This window comes from Streptomyces sp. NPDC002386 (assembly GCF_053593175.1).
On record NZ_JBSFBX010000010.1, the window covers coordinates 263,813 to 278,979 of the forward strand.

The 15,167-nt window shown below is 72.3% G+C and carries 12 protein-coding genes; 5 read left to right on the forward strand and 7 right to left on the reverse strand.

Features of this window, described 5'->3' with window-relative positions; all coding sequences use genetic code 11:
* Positions 1 to 38 precede the first annotated feature (38 nt).
* On the forward strand, positions 39 to 2,069 hold the full coding sequence (locus ACWCPN_RS21810) for a thioredoxin domain-containing protein (RefSeq protein WP_451208542.1): 2,031 nt from the start codon (positions 39 to 41) through the stop codon (positions 2,067 to 2,069).
* Between the two features lie 12 nt (positions 2,070 to 2,081).
* Here ACWCPN_RS21810 and ACWCPN_RS21815 read toward each other — a convergent pair whose 3' ends face one another.
* From ACWCPN_RS21815 to trhA, 3 genes are all read right to left on the reverse strand, one after another.
* Positions 2,082 to 2,813, reverse strand: coding sequence for a Mut7-C RNAse domain-containing protein (locus tag ACWCPN_RS21815; RefSeq protein ID WP_451208545.1), 732 nt, complete (start codon positions 2,811 to 2,813; stop codon positions 2,082 to 2,084).
* 34 nt (positions 2,814 to 2,847) lie between these two features.
* On the reverse strand, positions 2,848 to 3,480 hold the full coding sequence (locus tag ACWCPN_RS21820; RefSeq protein WP_451208547.1) for a TetR/AcrR family transcriptional regulator: 633 nt from the start codon (positions 3,478 to 3,480) through the stop codon (positions 2,848 to 2,850).
* A gap of 160 nt (positions 3,481 to 3,640) precedes the next feature.
* Positions 3,641 to 4,354 carry a PAQR family membrane homeostasis protein TrhA gene (trhA, locus tag ACWCPN_RS21825; RefSeq protein WP_199211791.1) on the reverse strand — a complete coding sequence of 238 codons (714 nt, stop codon included), beginning with the start codon at positions 4,352 to 4,354 and terminating at the stop codon, positions 3,641 to 3,643.
* Positions 4,355 to 4,633: 279 nt separating this feature from the next.
* Here trhA and ACWCPN_RS21830 point away from each other — a divergent pair, with 279 nt between their 5' ends.
* Entirely contained in the window at positions 4,634 to 6,466 is a 1,833-nt protein-coding gene (locus ACWCPN_RS21830; protein WP_451208551.1) for a phosphoenolpyruvate carboxykinase (GTP), read from the forward strand.
* 215 nt (positions 6,467 to 6,681) lie between these two features.
* Positions 6,682 to 8,412, forward strand: coding sequence for an Ig-like domain repeat protein (locus ACWCPN_RS21835; protein ID WP_451208553.1), 1,731 nt, complete (start codon positions 6,682 to 6,684; stop codon positions 8,410 to 8,412).
* An 82-nt stretch (positions 8,413 to 8,494) separates the two neighbouring features.
* Here the strand turns inward: ACWCPN_RS21835 and ACWCPN_RS21840 are convergent, their stop codons facing one another.
* Positions 8,495 to 8,914 (reverse strand): SCO4983 family protein, encoded by a 420-nt coding sequence (locus ACWCPN_RS21840; protein ID WP_451208556.1) that lies wholly within the window; start codon positions 8,912 to 8,914, stop codon positions 8,495 to 8,497.
* Between the two features lie 148 nt (positions 8,915 to 9,062).
* Positions 9,063 to 10,274: a pyridoxal phosphate-dependent aminotransferase gene (locus ACWCPN_RS21845; RefSeq protein ID WP_199211795.1), complete on the reverse strand. Its 1,212-nt coding sequence runs from the start codon at positions 10,272 to 10,274 to the stop codon at positions 9,063 to 9,065.
* A gap of 208 nt (positions 10,275 to 10,482) precedes the next feature.
* Here ACWCPN_RS21845 and ACWCPN_RS21850 point away from each other — a divergent pair, with 208 nt between their 5' ends.
* Both ACWCPN_RS21850 and ACWCPN_RS21855 read left to right on the forward strand, forming a co-directional pair.
* Positions 10,483 to 11,166 carry a hypothetical protein gene (locus tag ACWCPN_RS21850; protein WP_451208559.1) on the forward strand — a complete coding sequence of 228 codons (684 nt, stop codon included), beginning with the start codon at positions 10,483 to 10,485 and terminating at the stop codon, positions 11,164 to 11,166.
* Between the two features lie 209 nt (positions 11,167 to 11,375).
* A complete protein-coding gene (locus ACWCPN_RS21855; RefSeq protein ID WP_199211797.1) occupies positions 11,376 to 12,209 on the forward strand; it encodes a S1 family peptidase in 834 nt (277 codons plus the stop codon).
* Positions 12,210 to 12,257: 48 nt separating this feature from the next.
* On the opposite strand, the gene ACWCPN_RS21860 is transcribed toward ACWCPN_RS21855, so the two are convergent.
* Both ACWCPN_RS21860 and ACWCPN_RS21865 read right to left on the reverse strand, forming a co-directional pair.
* Complete coding sequence (locus tag ACWCPN_RS21860; protein WP_451208562.1) at positions 12,258 to 13,868, reverse strand: N-acyl-D-amino-acid deacylase family protein; 1,611 nt, start codon at positions 13,866 to 13,868, stop codon at positions 12,258 to 12,260.
* 8 nt (positions 13,869 to 13,876) lie between these two features.
* Positions 13,877 to 15,154 carry an amino acid deaminase gene (locus tag ACWCPN_RS21865; protein WP_451208564.1) on the reverse strand — a complete coding sequence of 426 codons (1,278 nt, stop codon included), beginning with the start codon at positions 15,152 to 15,154 and terminating at the stop codon, positions 13,877 to 13,879.
* Positions 15,155 to 15,167: the final 13 nt, after the last annotated feature.

Genomic DNA, 15,167 nt, shown 5'->3' on the forward strand with positions numbered 1-15,167 from the left:
AACCGGCACGACCGTGTCGGCGTGAGAGGCTGGGCCGTATGAACCGGTTGGCTGGTACGACCTCGCCTTATCTGCTTCAGCACGCCGACAACCCCGTCGACTGGTGGCCGTGGGGACCCGAGGCGTTCGAGGAAGCGAAACGGCGCGATGTACCCGTTCTGCTGTCAGTCGGATACTCCGCGTGCCATTGGTGCCATGTCATGGCCGGTGAATCGTTCGAGGACCGGGCCACGGCCGACTACCTCAACGAGCACTACGTCAGCGTCAAGGTCGACCGCGAGGAGCGCCCCGACGTCGACGCCGTGTACATGGAGGCCGTCCAGGCCGCCACCGGTCAGGGCGGCTGGCCCATGACCGTGTTCCTCACCCCGGACGCCGAACCCTTCTACTTCGGCACCTACTTCCCGCCCGAGCCCCGGCACGGCATGCCCTCCTTCCGACAGGTGCTGGAGGGCGTCCGGCAGGCCTGGGCCGACCGGCGGGACGAGGTGGGCGAGGTCGCGCGGAAGATCGTGCGGGACCTCTCCCAGAGGGAGCTGGGACATCAGGGCGCCGAGCCGCCCGGAGAGCAGGAGCAGGCGCAGGCGCTGCTCGCCCTCACCCGCGAGTACGACCCGCAGCGCGGCGGATTCGGCGGGGCGCCGAAGTTCCCGCCGTCGATGGTGCTGGAGTTCCTGCTGCGGCACCACGCGCGCACCGGCGCCGAGGGCGCCCTGCAGATGGCGTCCGACACCTGCGAGCGGATGGCCCGGGGCGGGATCTACGACCAGCTCGGCGGCGGTTTCGCCCGCTACTCCGTCGACCGCGACTGGGTCGTGCCCCACTTCGAGAAGATGCTGTACGACAACGCCCTGCTGTGCCGGGTGTACGCGCACCTGTGGCGGGCGACCGGCTCCGAGCTCGCCCGGCGGGTCGCCCTGGAGACCGCCGACTTCATGGTCCGCGAACTGCGCACGGACGAGGGCGGCTTCGCCTCGGCTCTCGACGCGGACAGCGACGACGGCTCGGGGAGCCACGTGGAGGGCGCCTACTACGTCTGGACACCCGGGGAGCTGCGCGAGGCCCTCGGCCAGGAGGCCGAACTCGCCGCCCAGTACTTCGGGGTGACCGAGGAGGGCACCTTCGAGCACGGCCGTTCGGTGCTGCAACTGCCGCAGACCGAGGGCGTCTTCGACGCGGAGCAGGTGGCGTCCGTCAAGGAGCGCCTGCTGGCGCGCCGTGCGCTGCGCCCCGCCCCGGGCCGGGACGACAAGGTCGTCGCCGCCTGGAACGGGCTGGCGATCGCCGCGCTCGCCGAGACCGGCGCCTACTTCGACCGGCCCGACCTCGTCCGGGCCGCCGTCGCGGCCGCCGATCTCCTGGTCCGGGTGCACCTGGACGAGCACGCCCACCTGGCGCGGACCGGCCGGGACGGCCGGGTGGGACCCAACGCCGGGGTGCTGGAGGACTACGCCGACGTCGCCGAGGGCTTCCTCGCGCTCGCCTCCGTGACCGGGGAGGGCGTCTGGCTGGACTTCGCCGGACTCCTCCTCGACCAGGTGCCGGCCCGCTTCGGCGACCCCGCCGGCGGCGCCCTGTACGACACCGCCGCCGACGCCGAGCAGCTCATCCGCCGGCCGCAGGACCCCACCGACAACGCCACCCCCTCCGGATGGAGCGCGGCGGCGGGCGCCCTGCTGGGCTACGCCGCCCACACGGGCTCCGAGGCCCACCGCACCGCCGCCGAGCGGGCGCTGGGTGTCGTGAAGGCGCTGGGTCCGCGGGTGCCCCGGTTCATCGGCTGGGGTCTCGCCGTCGCCGAGGCGCTGCTCGACGGGCCCCGGGAAGTGGCGGTGGTCGGTCCCTCGCTCACCGACGAGGTGACGGCGGCGCTGCACCGCACGGCACTTCTGGGTACCGCGCCGGGCGTGGTGGTCGCGGCCGGGACCTCCGGCGGCGAGGAGTTCCCGCTGCTCGCCGGCCGCCCGCTGGTGGACGGCGGGCCGGCCGCCTACGTGTGCCGGAACTTCACCTGCGACGCGCCGACGACGGATCCGGAGCGGCTGGGCCGGGCGCTGGGCACCACCTGAGCGGCGGGCGCGTCAGCCCCGACCGCTGAACTCCGCCAGGGCGCGCTCCACGATGGCCTCCAGCCGGTCGTGGTGCGCGCCCTTCCAGTAGGCGCGGCCGCAGTCGCCGCACCGGGCGAAGACGTCGTAGGTGTGCCGGGTGCCGTGCTCGAGCTGGTCGGCGACCTCGTCCTTGGTGGCCTCCGTCAGCAGGCCGTTGCAGGCGGTGCAGCGGGTCCAGGGGCGCAGCTCGGGGGCGAAGCGTTCGAGGACGTCGCGGAGCTGGTCCTCGGGGCGGGTGCTGTAGACGTACGCCCCGGCCCACAGCTCGCGGCGGCGCAGCAGGCCCCGGTCGCGGCTGAGCATGACGCGCTTCTCGGCGGCCGAGCGCGCGGCCAGCGCCGGGTCGCCGATGTCGGTCGACTCGTACGCCGTGTCCACGCCGAGCAGGCGCAGCCGGCGGGCGAGGGTGCCGAGGTGGACGTCGAGCAGGAAGCGCAGCGGGGCGCCGGGGACCGTCTGGGGGCGGTCGACGCAGCGCACCTCCACCGAGTCGCCCGCGACGGGGACGTACGAGGCGGGCACCTCACGGCCGTCCACCCACAGGGCTCCGACCTCGGTCAGCGGGACGCCAGCCGACTCGACGACGTGACCGAGGGTCGAGACGCCGTCGGTGACGAGGGCGGTGGATCCCCGGCGCCGTCCGCTCGGGACGAACAGGGCCAGGGCGGGGGCGAACTCGACGTGGATCTCGGGACCGTTCACCCGGTCAGGATGTCACGCCGCGCGGCGCCGGGGCTCAGGGATTTCCGGCGGGCAGACCGTGCTCCAGGACGTCCAGGGCCCGCCGCACGAGGTCGCGCAGATCACCCTCGAAGTCGTTCTCCGCCCAGGCCATGTAGACCTCCATCAGGCCGCCGACCAGGGACATCGCGTAGACGCGCACCTCCAGGCCGTCGGGGTCGAGACCGGCCCGCTCGGCGAGGGCGCCGCGCAGCAGCCGCCCGGTCTCCGACATGCTCTCCGCCATCCGGGAGCGGACGGCGGGGACCTGGACGCCGAGGTGCGCCCGCATCCGCAGCACCCCGGGGTCCTCCCGGTCCATCGCTTCGACGGCCTTGTCCATCACGTACCGCAGCGAGTCCATCCACGGCTCGCCGGCCGGCCGGGACCGCAACTCCCGCACCATCAGCGGGTCGTACTCGTCCGTGAGGACGATGTCCTCCTTGGTCGGGAAGTACCGGAAGACGGTCGACGGCGACACCTCGGCCCGCTCGGCGATCTGCTCGATCGTCGTGGCGTCGTACCCCTGCTCCTCGACCAGCGCGTACGTCGCGGAGCGGATCGCCTCGCGGGTCTTGATCTTCTTGCGCTCACGCAGGCCCGGCCGGGGACGGTCGGCGGGGGAGAGGGGGGAGGGTGCTGCCGTCATGCGGCTCATTGTCCGGCATCGGGCCCGGCGGCGACCATCTCCACGGCGCCGAAGTGGCAGTCACTGTCACTTCGTGTCCACTGTCAGTCGGCGGGAACCTCCGGGCGCACGAAGAATGGCCACGGCTGAAGAGCCGTGGCCATGGGGTGCGCGCGAGCGCCTACGCGTGCTGGTACGCCACCAGGGAGATGCCGACGTAGTGGACGACGAAGGCGGCGAGGGTGAGGGAGTGGAAGACCTCGTGGAAGCCGAACCAGCGCGGTGAGGGGTTCGGCCGCTTGATGCCGTAGACCACGCCCCCGGCGCTGTAGAGCAGGCCGCCGACGATGACCAGCACCAGGACGGCGATGCCGCCGCTGCGCATGAAGTCGGGCAGGAAGAAGACCGCCGCCCAGCCCATCGCGATGTAGCAGGGCGTGTAGAGCCAGCGCGGGGCGCCGACCCAGAAGACGCGGAAGACGATCCCCGCGGCGGCCGCCGCCCAGATGCCCCACAGCAGCCACTGTCCCTTGGCGCCCGGCAGGAGCAGCATGGTCAGCGGCGTGTAGGTGCCCGCGATGATCAGGAAGATGTTGGCGTGGTCCAGGCGGCGCAGGACGCCGTCCATCCGCGGGCTCCAGTCGCCCCGGTGGTAGAGCGCGCTGACGCCGAAGAGCAGGCATGCCGTCAGGACGTAGATGCCGCAGGCGATCCTGCCTCTGCTGGAGTCGGCGAGGGCGGTGAGCACGAGGCCCGCGACGAGCACGGCCGGGAACATTCCGAGGTGCAGCCAGCCGCGCAGCCGGGGCTTGACCGGGTGCGGAAGTGAGAGCGCCACGGGACCGCGGCCGGCGGCCGGCATGTCCTGGGGCGCGTCGGGGACGGGCGCAGTCATGCGGGGCATCGTACCTACGGCTCCGTAAGTCACGTGTCAGGGCACCCCCATGAAGCCCCCAACGCAAAAAGTCCTTCTGTCGGACTTCACGTGTACGCAAAGAAACGCGGTAACCGTGGCGTTCCTCACGTTGCTCACCTGTGATGCCCTCTGGACAGATGGGCACTAGAATCGGATGATCAAATGAGTGCGGTCGGCACCGGATGAGCGGCTACGAAGCGTCCGGGTCGAGGCCCCCACGGGGCGACAAGACAAAAAATCCCTCATTTAGGAGCAATCGTGGCGCGCGACATCGCGGCTCCCACCGGCGTCCCCACCAACCACCAGGAACTGATCTCGTGGGTCAACGAGATCGTCGAACTGACGCAGCCGGACAGCGTGGTCTGGTGTGACGGATCCGAGGCCGAGTACGAGCGGCTGTGCGAGGAGCTCGTCGAGAAGGGCACCTTCCGCAAGCTCGACCCGATCAAGCGCCCCAACTCCTACTACGCGGCCTCCGACCCCACCGACGTCGCGCGCGTCGAGGACCGGACCTTCATCTGCTCCGCCAAGGAGGAGGACGCCGGCCCGACGAACCACTGGAAGGCCCCGGACGAGATGCGGGAGATCTTCCAGGGCTCCGGCGGCGAGGGCGGTGTCTTCCGCGGCTCGATGAGGGGCCGGACGATGTACGTCGTCCCGTTCTGCATGGGCCCGCTGGGCTCCCCGCTCTCCGCGCTCGGTGTCGAGATCACCGACTCCGCCTACGTCGCCGTCTCCATGCGCACCATGACCCGCATGGGACAGCCGGTCCTCGACGAGCTCGGCGACAGCGGCTTCTTCGTCAAGGCCGTGCACACCGTGGGCGCCCCGCTGGAGGAGGGCCAGGAGGACGTCCCGTGGCCGTGCAACTCCACCAAGTACATCTCCCACTTCCCCGAGGACCGCGAGATCTGGTCCTACGGCTCCGGCTACGGCGGCAACGCCCTGCTCGGCAAGAAGTGCTACGCGCTGCGCATCGCCTCCGTCATGGCCCGCGACGAGGGCTGGCTGGCCGAGCACATGCTGATCCTCAAGCTCACCCCGCCGCAGGGTGAGTCCAAGTACGTCGCCGCCGCCTTCCCGAGCGCCTGCGGCAAGACCAACCTCGCCATGCTGGAGCCGACCATCTCCGGCTGGACCGTGGAGACCATCGGCGACGACATCGCCTGGATGCGCTTCGGCGAGGACGGCCGGCTGTACGCGATCAACCCCGAGGCCGGCTTCTTCGGTGTCGCCCCCGGCACCGGCGAGCACACCAACGCCAACGCGATGAAGACGCTGTGGGGCAACTCGGTCTTCACCAACGTGGCGCTCACGGACGACAACGACGTGTGGTGGGAGGGGATGACGGAGGAGACCCCGGCGCACCTCACCGACTGGAAGGGCAACTCCTGGACCCCCGGGTCCGGTACGCCCGCCGCCCACCCCAACGCCCGCTTCACCACCCCCGCCTCGCAGTGCCCGATCATCGCGCCGGAGTGGGAGGACCCCAAGGGCGTGCCGATCTCGGCGATCCTCTTCGGCGGCCGCCGGGCCAGCGCGGTGCCGCTGGTGACGGAGTCCTTCGACTGGAACCACGGCGTCTTCCTGGGCGCCAACGTGGCCTCCGAGAAGACCGCCGCCGCCGAGGGCAAGGTCGGCGAGCTGCGCCGCGACCCGTTCGCCATGCTGCCGTTCTGCGGCTACAACATGGGCGACTACATGGGTCACTGGGTCGACGTGGCCAAGGACAAGGACCAGTCCAAGCTGCCGAAGATCTACTACGTCAACTGGTTCCGCAAGAACGACGAGGGCAAGTTCGTCTGGCCCGGCTTCGGCGAGAACAGCCGCGTCCTGAAGTGGATCGTGGACCGGCTGGACGGCCGGGCCGAGGGCGTCGAGACCCCGATCGGCGTCCTGCCGACCAAGGAGGCGCTGGACACCAAGGGCCTCGACCTGACCGACGCCGACCTGGACTTCCTGCTCACGGTCGACAAGGAGGTCTGGCGCGAGGAGGCCGCCCTGGTCCCCGAGCACCTCAACACCTTCGGCGACCACACCCCGAAGGAACTGTGGGACCAGTACCGCGCGCTGGTGCAGCGCCTGGGCTGAGACCCGCACCCCATGACTCCACGGCCGGTCCGGATGCCCTGACCAGCGATCGTCACGGCCGGCCGTGGTGACCACCCCTACTGGGCCCCGCACAAAGGCGTGCGGGGCCCAGTCGCGCGCCCCCTTGCTACCGGATCTTCACACCGGTTTCATGGCGTCTACAGGCGTCCCGCCGGTACCGGTGGAGCGCCCAACCAAGCCTGCGGGGGGTCCAGTTGAACAGTGCACACCGATCCAGACGGCTGGCGGCGACGCTGCTGACCGCCGCTCTCGCCGGGGCGGGACTGACCGTCGCCGGCGCGCCCGCCGCCTACGCGGCGGCCTCGGACGCCGTGATCAAGCTGCCCATCTCCTCGTACTCCGCGATCGCCGTCGACTCCGTCCACCAGCGTGTGTTCGTCGCCGACAGCAACACGAGCTACTACCTCAACAAGGGCACCATCGCCGTCTACGACTTCCAGGGCGAGCGGGTCGCCACCCTCCAGACGCCGGCCCATGTCTCCGGTCTGGCCCTCAGCGCCGACAGCTCCAAGCTCTACGCCGGCCTGCGCGAGCAGATCCAGACCTACGACACCACCACCCTCGACCCGGCCCTGCTCGCCTATGCCAACACCGACACCTGCGGCCGCGACCTCGCCTTCTCCGGCGGCCAGTTGTACTTCACCACGCCGTACTCCCAGTACATCGGCGAGTGCTCCACCGCACAGACCTACCTGGACGGCGTGGTCGACGGCACGCACACCCGCACCGGCTGGAACGACTACGACCGGCTCCAGCTCGAGGCTGGCCCCGGCGGCCGGATGCTGATGGGCCAGCCGCGCGGCGCGAAGGCGGCCGACCCCTTCGTCACGGTCTACGACACCGGCGGCGACTCCCTGGTCCGCGACGCCGCGCGCCGCTTCGCCGACAGCGCGGGCAGCGGCGCGCTGGACCTGAAGGACATGGCGTTCTCCGCCGACGGAAGCAAGATCGCCCTCTCCGACGCGGCCTACGGCACCCGGTTGCTCAACACCGACGACCTCTCCGACGCGGCGGACTCCTACCCGGCCCTCCCGGACGGCGCCACCGCCAGCTCGGTCGCCTTCAGCGGTGACGGCAAGTACCTGGCGCGGGGCGCGGCGGCCACCGGCGCCACCCCCGACCTGCTCCTACAGCCCGCCGACCCCACCGACGCGACGGCCCCGCTGGAGTTCGTCTTCGAGGGCAGCCTCGACGGCGACCGGGTCGCCCCGCGCGGCATGGAGTGGGCGGCCGACGGGTCCCGGCTGTTCGCGGTGACCACCGACGCGGCCGGCAGCCAGTTCTGGCTGCACGTCATCCAGCCCCCGGCCGTCCAGTACGGCACCGCCTTCACCGGTGGCCTCACCCACAGCCCCGCCGGGGCGGTGGCGGGCGAACCGCTGGCGGTGCGCGGCCGGCTCCAGTGGGACGGGCCCGCGCCCTCCGGGCCGCTGAAGGTGACCGCCGTGCGCCAGGACGCCGACGGCACGCACCAGCTCGGCACCGCGACCGTCAAGGACGACGGCACCTTCACCGTCCTCGACGAGCCCGACCTGGTCGGCGAGGCCACCTACACCGTGTCGTTCCGCGGCGACCTGACCCACCGCCCGGCCACCGACGTCACCACCACCGTCACGGTCGGCAGGGCGCCCAGCTCGATCACGCTCACCGCGCCCGCGGAGGCCGGCATGAGCGAGGGCGTGCACATCACCGGCACGTTCGCCGCCCACGGCAAGGCACTGCCCGACCGGGCCACGCTCACGGTGAAGCGCACGGACCGGCTCGGCACCGGCACCCTGTCGTCGGTCACGGTCGCCGCCGACGGGACCTTCACCATCGACGACCTGCCGCGCACCCGCCGCGACACGACCTACACGGTCGCCTGGGCCGGTGACACCCTGCACGAGGGCGCCACGGCGTCGGCGACGGTGAACGTCCGGCGCTGAGACCGGCCGGATGTGTGGCACCCGGTCCGCGCGTCGCTGCGGGATGCGCGCGGACCGGGGCCGTTCGGGGACCCGGGGCGGGTCAGTGGGCCGAGCTGAGTTCCCTCGGCCCGGCCAGGGCGGCGGCGTGGGCGTCCATCCGCTCGGCCGAGAGGATCGCCGCCGCGGTGTCGGCGCGGGAGGCGGCGACCACCAGCGCCCGGCCCGCGAGGGCGTGCGCCCGCCGGTGCAGGCCCGCCGTCTCACCGGTGGCGGCCGGCTGGGCGCGCAGCGGCGCCCGCCCTCCGCGCAGCCGGGCCACCTGGGCCGCGAGCCGCTCGGCGGCCGCCTCCAGATCGGCACAGGGGGTCGCTGCGCGCAGTTCGTCGGTGACGGCGAGCAGGGCGGCGAGATGCCCGGCGAGCTGGATGTCCAGCTCCTCCTCGCGCGAGCGGTGGGGGAAGTCGGAAGGATCGCCGGCCATCGTGCTGTGGACCGACTTGGAGCGGATCGGTTCGTACATGGGGGATGGCCTCCTGTGCTCTGACAGGAAGCCATCCTAGCTTGGATTTCGTCTAAAGTTGAGTCGGGTCACGGATCGCGGCCCTCCGGCTACCCTCGGCAGAACCACCGGGGCTCCCGCGGCCGTCCTCTAGGGCTGCGGCCGTCCCCTAGGGCTGGCCGTAGCCGTCCAGGAAGGTCCCGATCCGGGTCACCGCGTCCCGGAGGTCACCGGCGCTGGGCAGCGTCACCACCCGGAAGTGGTCCGGCTCGGGCCAGTTGAACCCGGTGCCCTGCACGACCATGATCTTCTCCTGGCGCAGCAGGTCCAGCACCATCCGCCGGTCGTCCTTGATCTTGAACACCTGCGGGTCCAGGCGCGGGAAGAGGTACAGCGCGCCCTTGGGCCTGACACAGCTCACCCCCGGGATCTGGGTCAGCAGCTCGTAGGCGACGTCCATCTGCTCCTTCAGCCGCCCGCCCGGCAGCACCAGGTCGTTGATCGTCTGGCGGCCGCCGAGCGCGGCGACGACCCCGTGCTGGCCCGGCATGTTCGCGCACAGGCGCATGTTCGCCAGGACCGTCAGGCCCTCGATGTAGGAGTCGGCGTGGGCGCGCGGGCCCGAGATCGACATCCAGCCGACCCGGTAGCCGGCCACCCGGTAGGCCTTGGACATGCCGTTGAAGGTGAGGGTCAGCAGGTCGGGGGCGACCTTCGCGGTCGGCGTGTGCGTGGCGCCGTCGTAGAGGATCTTGTCGTAGATCTCGTCCGAGCAGACCAGCAGGTTGTGCCGGCGGGCGATGTCGGTCAGGCCCTTGAGCACCGCCTCGTCGTACACCGCGCCCGTGGGGTTGTTCGGGTTGATGATGACGATCGCCTTGGTGCGGTCGGTGACCTTGCGCTCGACGTCGGCGAGGTCGGGCATCCAGTCGGACTGCTCGTCGCAGCGGTAGTGCACGGCCGTGCCGCCGGACAGGGAGACGGCCGCCGTCCACAGCGGGTAGTCCGGCGCCGGCACCAGCACCTCGTCGCCGTCGTCCAGCAGGCCCTGCATCGCCATCACGATCAGCTCGGACACGCCGTTGCCGATGTAGACGTGCTCGACGTCCGTCTCGATGCCGATGGTCTGGTTGTGCATGACGACCGCGCGCCGGGCGGCCAGCAGACCCTTGGCGTCGCCGTAGCCGTGCGCGCCGGAGACGTTGCGCAGGATGTCCTCGAGGATCTCCGGCGGGCACTCGAAGCCGAACGCGGCCGGGTTGCCCGTGTTGAGCTTCAGGATGCGGTGCCCGGCCGCCTCCAGGCGCATCGCCTCCTCGAGAACCGGACCCCGGATCTCGTAACAGACATTGGCGAGCTTGGTCGACTGGATCACCTGCATGTCCGTGAGCTTACGACCCGGTAACGGCTCATGGGTGGTGTCTTCCGCCACTTGAGACAGCGCCGGTTTGCCTCGTTATCGGCGGTAGCTGTCTCAGAAGTCACTCGCGTCCCTAGAATGCGCCGCGGTGCCGGTGTGCCGAGGCCGCGGATGTGCCTGGTGCGACAGGGGGCGGCCCGAGGACGGCCGGACAAAGGGGAGGGTGGGGTTGTACGAGGCGCACGGTGGCGGCGGCGAACCGGAGGTTCAGCCGAACGTGTACCACCCGCAGACGGCCGCGGCTCCCTCGTATGAGGAGTACGCCGATCCCGCCGCCGCCCACGGCTGGCAGAACACCTACGACGAGACCCGCGAGCTGCCCGCGCTCGCCGGACCGTCCGCGCCCGCCGGGCCGCCCGCCCCCGCCCCCGTCGCGAGCGGCGGCCGCCGCGACCGGCGACGGCAGCGGCGGGCGCCCGCCCGCCGCCGGACGGCGCTCGTCGCCGGAGGTCTCGGCGCGGTGGGCGCGGTCGCGGTGCTCGCGGTGCTCGCCTGGCCGGACGGCGCCCCGGCCGGAACCCGCCCGGCCGGCGACGGGCCCGCCCGCGTCCCCGGTGCGGCGACCACCGGCGCGGACTCCTCCGCCCCCGCCGCGAGCACGCCCGGCATGGAGTCGGGTCTGCCCGCGACGCCGTCGTCCACCGCGCCCGTGCCCGCCGCGGACGGTTCCGCCGAAACCGCCGGCGGGGGTTCCACGGCCCCCGGCACGTCGGCCGCGCCCGGCTCCCCGGCCGCCACCGCCCCCGTCTCTCCCGCGCCGACGCCCACGGCCGCCACGCCGACGCCGTCCGACTGGGGAACCCCGGCCGGCGGCCGGGGCCACGGCCACGGCGCGACGAAGCGGCCCCGGTAGTACGAGGCGGCCGTAACGCCCCGTCAAGTGGGTAGTGATCTCAAGTGAGTTGCGGTCGCCACCCGACAAACGTGCGCGTATGCCCCGGGCGGCCACGCCGTCGCACACAACTGCTTGCCCCCGCACGCCCCTCTCATGAGAATGCTCATGACAAACGCGAGGCGACCGGAAGATCTCCGGTCGCCCAAGTCGCAAGAGGGGACCCCCACATGAACAAGCCTCTCCTGGCCGCGCTCTCCTCCCTGGCCATCGCCGGGCTGGGCGCGACCCCGGCGGTCGCAGCCCCGCAGGCCAAGGCGGCCAACGCGGTGACCGTCAACTTCGCCGGGACCGTCTCGCTCAGCAACTGCTCCGGCTCGGTCATCCGCTTCCCGAACTCCGCGGACACCGACCCGGCGCTCGTGCTGACCAACGGCCACTGCCTGGAGACCGGCTTCCCGGCGCCCGGCCAGGTCATCACCGGCCAGTCCTCCAGCCGCACCTTCGGCCTGCTGAACTCCTCGGGCAGCAAGGTGGCCACGCTCCGCGCCAACCAGGTCGTCTACTCGACCATGACGGACACCGACGTCACGATCTACCGCACCACCACCACCTACGCGGCGATCAAGAGCTCGTACGGCATCAGCCCGCTCACCATGCAGGACACGCACCCGGTCGCCGGCACCGCCATCAAGGTCGTCTCCGGCTACTGGAAGCGCATCTACAGCTGCAACATCGACGGCTTCGTGTACCGCCTCAAGGAGGGCGACTGGACCTGGAAGGACTCGGTCCGCTACACCTCCGCCTGCAACACCATCGGCGGCACCTCGGGCTCGCCGGTGATCGACACCGCCACCGGCAAGGTCGTCGCCGTCAACAACACGGGCAACGAGGACGGCCAGCGCTGCACCGAGAACAACCCCTGCGAGGTCGACCAGAGCGGCAACGTCACCGTCCGCCAGGGCATCAACTACGCCGAGGAGACCTACAACATCCCGGCCTGCTTCACCACCGGCAACAAGCTGAACCTGAGCGCGTCCGGCTGCACCCTGCCCAAGCCGTAACCCTGCCGCCACGGCCCGCTGTCCGAGCCGTGGCCCGGGACCGGGCGGTCACACCGGTGTCCGGCGGACCGCCCGGCCCGCCAGCACGTCCGTGCGGCGGCCGTCCTCGATCGCGAGGCGGCCGTCGACCAGCACGTACGGAATCCCGCTCGGGAGCGCGCGGGGCTCGGCGAAGGTGGCGCCGGCGGCGACGCCCGCCGGGTCGAACAGCACCAGGTCGGCCCGGTACCCCTCGCGCACCAGCCCCCGGTCCGGCAGCCGCAGCCGGGCCGCGGGCCGCGCGGTGAGATGGGCGACGCACTCCTCCAGCGTCAGCACACCCGCCTCCCGCACGTAGTGCCCGAGGTAGCGCGGGAAGGTGCCGTAGGCGCGCGGATGCGGCTTCGCGCCCCGAAGGATGCCGTCGGAGCCGCCGGTGTGGGCGCGGTGCCGCATGATCGTGCGGACGTTCTCCTCGTGGCCGACGTGCTGGAGGACCGTCGTGCCGAGCCGGTCCTCCACCAGCAGCCGGCGAGCGGTCGTCCAGGGGTCCTCGCCGCGCGCGGCCGCCGACTCCCGCACGGTGCGCCCGACATGGTCCGCCAGGGCCGGAGCGGTCACGCCGGAGATCTCGATCGTGTCCCACTCCACCGGCACGCCGTGGCAGCCGTCCGAGCCGGTGACCTCCAGGTCGTGCCGGATGCGCTCGGCCGTCGCCGGGTCGGCGAGCCGGGCCAGGATCCCCTCCGGCCCGCCCTCGCCCGCCCAGCTCGGCAGCAGCGCGGCGAGGGTGGTGCAGCCGGGGGTGTAGGGGTAGCTGTCCAGGGTGATGTCGGCGCCGGAGTCCAGCGCCCGGTCGAGCAGGGCGAGGAGTTCGGGCGCCCGGCCCTCGTTCACCCCGAAGTTCATCGTCGCGTGGGCCAGGTGCAGCGGGCAGCCCGCCCTCCGGGTCAGCTCCACCATCTCGGCGTACGCCTCCAGGGCGCCGGCGCCGTAGGACCGGTGGTGCGGGCAGTAGTAGCCGCCGTACCCGGCCACCACCCGGCACAGCTCGGTCAGTTCGGCGTCGTCCGCGTACATGCCGGGCGTGTAGGTGAGCCCGGAGGACAGGCCGACCGCGCCCTGCTCCAGGCCCTCCGCGACCAACTGCCGCATACGGTCCAGCTCCTGGCGGGTCGCCGGGCGGTCCTCCCAGCCGACGGCCAGCGCGCGGACCGTGCCCTGCGGGATCAGGTAGGCCGCGTTCACGGCGATCCCGCCGTCGAGGCGGTCCAGGTACTCGCCGACCGTGCGCCAGTCGAGGTCCACGTCGTCGCCGTACCCGTTCCAGCCGGTGATCGCCCGGCGGACCTCCTCCAGCGTGCGTTCGTCCACCGGCGCGTACGACAGCCCGTCCTGCCCGACGACCTCGAGCGTGACCCCCTGGGCGAGCTTCGCGCTGTGGTCCGGGTCGCGCAGCAGGGCCAGGTCGGAGTGGGCGTGCATGTCGATGAAGCCGGGGGACAGCACGAGCCCCTCCGCGTCCAGCTCCCGCCGCGCCCTCGGCCGCTGGCAGCCCGCCGCCGCGGCCTCCTTGACGATGGAGACGATCCGGCCGCCGTCGACCACCACGTCGGCGCGGTAGGAGTCCGCGCCGCTGCCGTCGACGACGTCGGCGTCCCGGATGACCAGCTCCTCCACGGTGCCCCCTAGAAGAACGTGCGGATGTAGTCGACGACCGTCCCGTCCGCCTCGGCCAGCGGGATGAGCTGCCACTTGTCGAAGGACGTGCACGGGTGGGACAGGCCGAAGCCGACCCAGTCACCGACCTCCAGGTCCGCGTCCCCGGTGGTGCGCAGCCAGGCGTGCTGGTCGGACAGACCGGTCACCGTGACTCCGTCGGCCGGGCGCTCGGCGCCGTCCCGGCGTACCACCTGGGCCTCGGGCAGGTCCAGGTCGTGGGCCGCGTCCCGCTTGCCCGCGTTGGCGAAGGCCTGCTCGGGCGAGGGCCGGGAGACGACCTGCGCCCACAGCCGGAACGCGGGCTCCAGCGCGCCCTCCTGGGGGACGCGGGTGAACGGGGTGAGCCTGCGGTAGTGCCCGTCGTCGTGCGAGACGTAGGCACCCGAGCGCAGCAGCTTGAGCACGGGGGCGGACAGTCCGGGGATCTCCGCGAACACGTCGGCCACCGCGTCGAACCACGCGCTGCCGCCGGCGCTCACCACGATCTCGTCCACCCCGGCGAACCGGCCGCTCTTGTCGAAGTCGGCGGCCAGTGCCGTCAGCCGCCGCAGATAGGCCGTCACCCGCGCGGTGTCGGCCTGCGGCACCTCGCCCTCGTACCCCGCGACCCCGACCAGCCGGAGCGTCGGTACGGCGGCCACGGCGTCGGCGACGGCCGCGCACTCCGCCTCCGTGCGCACCCCGGTACGGGCCCCGTCGCCCGCGGCCAGCTCCACCACGACGTCCACCGGGCGGGCGGCGCCGCGCAGGGCCGCGTCCATCAGCTCGACCCCGCGCACGGAGTCGACGTAGCAGACGAAGCGGAACCCGGGGTCGGCCGCCAGCTCGGCGGCGACCCGGCGCAGCGCGGCCGGGTCCACCAGTTCGTTGGCCAGGAAGATCCGCTCGACGCCGAACGCCCGGGCCACCCAGACCTGGTGGGGCACCGCGAGCGTGATGCCCCAGGCGCCGTGCTCGATCTGCCGCTGGAAGAGCCGCGGGGCCATCGAGGTCTTGCCGTGCGGCGCGAAGGCGAGGCCGTGCCGCTCCGCGTACGTCTCCATGAGCGCCAGGTTGTGCTCCAGCCGCTCGGCGGAGAGCGCGAGGACGGGCGTGCTGAACCCGCCCGTGAAGAGGTTGCGGCGCTGGGCGGCCAGCTCGGCGACGGTCAGGCCCTCGGCGTCCGGCGGGAGGCCCTTGAAGCGGTGGTCCACCCGTTCCTCGGCGAGTCGGGCAAGCGCTTCGGCGCCGGTTTCGCGGGGCATGTGACCCTCCTGA

Coding starts and splice junctions, on each gene's coding strand:
- ACWCPN_RS21810 (WP_451208542.1), top strand. CDS start 39: ATGAACCGGTTGGCTGGTACGACCTCGCCTTATCTGCTTCAGCACGCC.
- ACWCPN_RS21820 (WP_451208547.1), bottom strand. CDS start 3,480: ATGACGGCAGCACCCTCCCCCCTCTCCCCCGCCGACCGTCCCCGGCCG.
- trhA (WP_199211791.1), bottom strand. CDS start 4,354: ATGACTGCGCCCGTCCCCGACGCGCCCCAGGACATGCCGGCCGCCGGC.
- ACWCPN_RS21840 (WP_451208556.1), bottom strand. CDS start 8,914: ATGTACGAACCGATCCGCTCCAAGTCGGTCCACAGCACGATGGCCGGC.
- ACWCPN_RS21845 (WP_199211795.1), bottom strand. CDS start 10,274: ATGCAGGTGATCCAGTCGACCAAGCTCGCCAATGTCTGTTACGAGATC.
- ACWCPN_RS21855 (WP_199211797.1), top strand. CDS start 11,376: ATGAACAAGCCTCTCCTGGCCGCGCTCTCCTCCCTGGCCATCGCCGGG.
- ACWCPN_RS21865 (WP_451208564.1), bottom strand. CDS start 15,154: ATGCCCCGCGAAACCGGCGCCGAAGCGCTTGCCCGACTCGCCGAGGAA.